The organism is Pseudomonas sp. GXM4 (assembly GCF_008923895.1).
Classification (GTDB): Bacteria; Pseudomonadota; Gammaproteobacteria; order Pseudomonadales; family Pseudomonadaceae; genus Aquipseudomonas; species Aquipseudomonas atacamensis.
Window position 1 is genome coordinate 1 of the sequence record NZ_WBRZ01000372.1, and the last position, 4,193, is coordinate 4,193.

Annotated in this window: 3 protein-coding genes; 2 read left to right on the plus strand and 1 reads right to left on the minus strand. The window is 60.6% G+C overall.

The window, feature by feature from the left end; all coding sequences use genetic code 11:
- Positions 1 to 49 precede the first annotated feature (49 nt).
- Positions 50 to 1,048, minus strand: a complete 999-nt coding sequence (locus F8N49_RS26035; protein WP_151553152.1) for an AraC family transcriptional regulator — start codon at positions 1,046 to 1,048, stop codon at positions 50 to 52.
- Positions 1,049 to 1,395: 347 nt separating this feature from the next.
- On the opposite strand from F8N49_RS26035, the gene F8N49_RS26040 reads away from it, so the two are divergent.
- Both F8N49_RS26040 and F8N49_RS26045 read left to right on the plus strand, forming a co-directional pair.
- Complete coding sequence (locus tag F8N49_RS26040) at positions 1,396 to 2,730, plus strand: dicarboxylate/amino acid:cation symporter (RefSeq protein ID WP_056788109.1); 1,335 nt, start codon at positions 1,396 to 1,398, stop codon at positions 2,728 to 2,730.
- 267 nt (positions 2,731 to 2,997) lie between these two features.
- Complete coding sequence (locus F8N49_RS26045; RefSeq protein WP_151553154.1) at positions 2,998 to 4,179, plus strand: CaiB/BaiF CoA-transferase family protein; 1,182 nt, start codon at positions 2,998 to 3,000, stop codon at positions 4,177 to 4,179.
- Positions 4,180 to 4,193 lie beyond the last annotated feature (14 nt).

Sequence of the window (4,193 nt, forward strand, 5' to 3'; positions counted from 1 at the left end):
GAAACGCCTTCTCCTGTGGGAGCGAGCCTGCTCTCGAAGGCGTCTGACTTCACAACTCCTGAGCCCGATAAGCCCCCGGTGTCAGCCCCGTCCACTTTTTGAACGCCCGGTGAAACGCTGACGGTTCGGAAAACCCCAACTGCTCGGCAATCTGCTGCAACGACAGCTCCGCCCGGCCCAGATGATAGATGGCGATATCCCGCCGCAGCTGATCCTTGAGCTCCTGAAAACTGGTGCCTTCCTCACGCAAATGCCGCCGCAAGGTCTGCGGGCTGATATGCAGATGCGCGGCGACGGCTTCCAGATCCGGCCAACTCGCAGCGTCGCGGCTGAGCAAGCGGCGCAGGCGGCTGCTCAGGCTGTCGCCGTCGTCGGGGCGTGAGAGCAGGTCGGCGGGGGAGCGTTCGAGAAAATGCTTGAGCGTGCGTTCGTCCTGCAACAGCGGCATGGCCAGGTAGCGACTGTGAAACAGCAGGCTGCTTTGCTCGGCATCAAAGGTCAGCGGGCAGGGGAACAGCAGGTCGTATTCGCTGCCGTGCTCGGGGCGCGGATAGCTGAAGGTTGCCTGCTCGAGGCGAATGCGCTGGCCGATCAGCCAACTGCCGAGGCGGTGCCAGATCACCAACAGACTCTCGCTGAGAAAATGATCCGGGTCCCACAACTGCGCGTCGTCCAGGCTCAAACGCACCCATTCGTCTTCGCGACGCAGGGTCAGGCGTGGGGCGTCGGGGAACAGGCTGTAAAACAACAAGCCACGTTGCAGAGCCTTCTCCAGGTTACGGCAGTGAATCGAAGCGTGGCACATCATGGCGAAGCTGCCGGGCTTGCTCGGCGCGTTGCCGAAACCCAGGTATTCGTCGTCCAGCACCAGCCACAAGCCCTGAATCAGCCGGGTGAACTGCTCCGGGGCAATCCGCGCGCGGGGCTCGTCGAGCAATTCCGCGCTGATCCCCAGTTGCTGTAACAGGCCTGAATAATCCAGGCCGCGCCGGCGCGCACCGCCAAGGGCGGCACGGGCGAAATGACTGGCGATGGTGCGTTCGCGCATAAGCGGCAATCCTTGTTCAGGCACCGATCGTAACGGCGGGCCGGCAACGCAACAAGGCGGATTTCCGCCAAATTGCAGGACGCTGAACGCTCAGTTGGCGGAAATCCGCCATGCCTCAAGTCACTGATTGGTGACAGGAAAATCCCCCAGGCCCTGATATCAAAAGGCTTGCTGCCATTCGCACCAATCTGGCACGACGTTTGCGATACAAGCGACAGAAGCGTGCATTTCTCCGACCGGGAAAAATGCCGTTCCAACAACAAATCCCTCCAGTGCAGGAGGGTTCGCAATTAAGGTTCAGCGCTCGACAGATGGATGTTGCCGCTGGACGCTTGAGGAAACCTGCAATGACGACTCGTCAGCCACTGTACAAATCCCTGTATTTCCAGGTGATCGTTGCCATCGCCATCGGCATCCTGCTTGGTCACTTCTATCCGCAGACCGGTGTGGCCCTCAAGCCACTGGGTGACGGCTTCATCAAGCTGATCAAAATGGTCATCGCCCCGATCATCTTCTGTACTGTTGTCAGCGGCATCGCCGGCATGCAGAACATGAAGTCGGTGGGCAAGACCGGCGGCTACGCGCTGCTGTACTTCGAAATCGTTTCGACTATTGCCCTGCTGATCGGTCTGGTCGTGGTCAACGTTGTGCAGCCGGGCGCCGGCATGCACATCGACGTCACCACACTCGACGCTTCGAAAATCGCCACCTACGTGACGGCCAGTAAAGACCAGAGCATTGTCGGTTTCCTCCTCAATGTGATCCCGAACACCATCGTCGGCGCGTTCGCCACCGGTGACATCCTGCAAGTGCTGATGTTCTCGGTGATCTTCGGCTACGCCCTGCATCGCCTGGGTTCGTACGGTCGTCCGCTGCTGGACATGATCGATCGCTTCGCCCACGTGATGTTCAACATCATCAACATGATCATGAAACTGGCGCCGCTGGGTGCGTTCGGTGCCATGGCGTTCACCATCGGTGCCTACGGTGTCGGCTCGCTGGTGCAACTGGGCCAGTTGATGATCTGCTTCTACATCACCTGCATCCTGTTCGTCGTGCTGGTGCTGGGTGCGATCTGCCGTGCTCACGGTTTCAGCGTATTCAAGCTGGTGCGCTATATCCGTGAAGAACTGTTGATCGTACTGGGCACCTCTTCGTCGGAATCGGCACTGCCACGCATGCTGATCAAGATGGAGCGTCTGGGCGCGAAGAAATCCGTCGTGGGTCTGGTGATCCCGACCGGTTACTCGTTCAACCTCGACGGTACTTCGATCTACCTGACCATGGCCGCCGTGTTCATCGCCCAGGCGACTGACACGCACATGGACATCACCCACCAGATCACCCTGCTGCTGGTGCTGCTGCTGTCCTCCAAAGGCGCGGCGGGTGTGACCGGTTCGGGCTTCATCGTGCTGGCCGCAACGCTGTCGGCGGTAGGTCACCTGCCGGTTGCCGGTCTGGCGCTGATCCTCGGTATCGACCGCTTCATGTCCGAAGCCCGCGCACTGACCAACCTGGTCGGTAACGCTGTTGCGACCATCGTCGTCGCCAAGTGGGTCAAGGAACTGGACACCGATCAACTGCAGACCGAGCTGGCTTCCGGCGGTCGCGGTATCTCCGATGAGCGTGAAGAAGACGACCTGGGTGTGGCTGAAGGCCCAACCCCGAGCAATGTGAAGTAAATACAAGAACTGCGCATCAGTACGATGTGAGGTTGTAAAAAATCCCTTGTGGTGAGGGATTTACCCCCGATGGACAGCACAGCGGGCCTCTTCTTCCAATTCCAGAGAAGGGGCCGCTTCGCGACCCAACGGGGATAAATCCCCTCGCCACAGGGGTTTTTTCTTGCCCAGGATTTGAGCGCAACGGTCACACCTGCTGACATTTGCGGTGATTGCCGCATCGGCGATGGCTGCCTAGGCTGAGTACATCGCCCAAGGAGTTCGCCCATGTCTGCACCGCTGGCCTCACTGAAGATTCTCGATTTCTCGACCTTGCTGCCGGGGCCGTTCGCCTCGTTGCTGCTGGCGGACATGGGCGCCGAGGTGCTGCGCATCGAATCGCCAATCCGTATGGATCTGCTGCGGGTGCTGCCGCCGCATGATGGCGGTGTCTCGGCCAGTCACGCCTACCTCAACCGCAACAAGCGCAGTCTGGCGCTGGATCTGAAACAGCCCGAAGCGTTGGAGATCATCAAGCAACTGCTGGGCGAATACGACATCGTGCTCGAGCAGTTTCGCCCCGGGGTGATGGAGCGTCTGGGCCTGGGTTATGAGGCATTGAAGGCGATCAATCCAAAGCTGATTTATGTGTCGATCAGCGGTTACGGCCAGACCGGGCCGTACAAGGAACGCGCCGGGCATGACATCAACTATCTCGCGCTGGCCGGGCTTGCCAGCTATACCGGGCGCGCCGACAGCGGGCCGTTGCCGCTGGGCATGCAGGTGGCGGACGTGGCGGGCGGCTCGCTACACGGCGTGATCGGCTTGCTGGCAGCGGTGATTGCCCGTCAGCAAACCGGGCAGGGCACCCATCTGGATGTGAGCATGACCGACTGCGCGTTCAGCCTGAACGCCATGGCCGGCGCTGGCTATCTGGCCTGCGGCGCGGAACCGGGCCGGGAAGACCAGGTGCTCAATGGCGGCAGCTTTTACGATTATTACCGTACCCGGGATGGGCGCTGGATGTCGGTGGGCAGTCTTGAGCCGGCCTTCATGCAGCAATTGTGCACGGCGCTGGGCCGGCCGGAACTGGCCGCGCAAGGGTTGTCGCCCAGGCCTGAGCAACAACAGGCCTTGAAAGAGGCGTTGCGCATCGAATTCGAGCGGCATGATTTTGCAGAACTGTGTGAGTTGTTCGCCGGGGTCGATGCCTGTGTCGAGCCGGTACTGAGTCTGAGCGAGGCGTTGCGCCATCCGCAAATGCAGGCGCGGGAGCTGGTGACCCAAGTACCACGCGGCGATGGCGCGACGCAGGCGCAGATGGCCTGTCCGTTGAAATTCTCCGAGGCGTTGCCGGCGCCAAGACATGTTGGCGCGGGGTTGGGGCAGCATACGGATGAGGTGTTGGGGGAGTTGGGACTTAGCCCTTCGAAAATTGAAGACCTGCGTCGCGCCAAAGTCATTCTTTAGCGCCTGTAACGGCC

Bases quoted from the DNA above. Each gene is read 5' to 3' on its own strand.
- F8N49_RS26035 (WP_151553152.1), bottom strand. From the start codon at position 1,048: ATGCGCGAACGCACCATCGCCAGTCATTTCGCCCGTGCCGCCCTTGGC.
- F8N49_RS26040 (WP_056788109.1), top strand. From the start codon at position 1,396: ATGACGACTCGTCAGCCACTGTACAAATCCCTGTATTTCCAGGTGATC.
- F8N49_RS26045 (WP_151553154.1), top strand. From the start codon at position 2,998: ATGTCTGCACCGCTGGCCTCACTGAAGATTCTCGATTTCTCGACCTTG.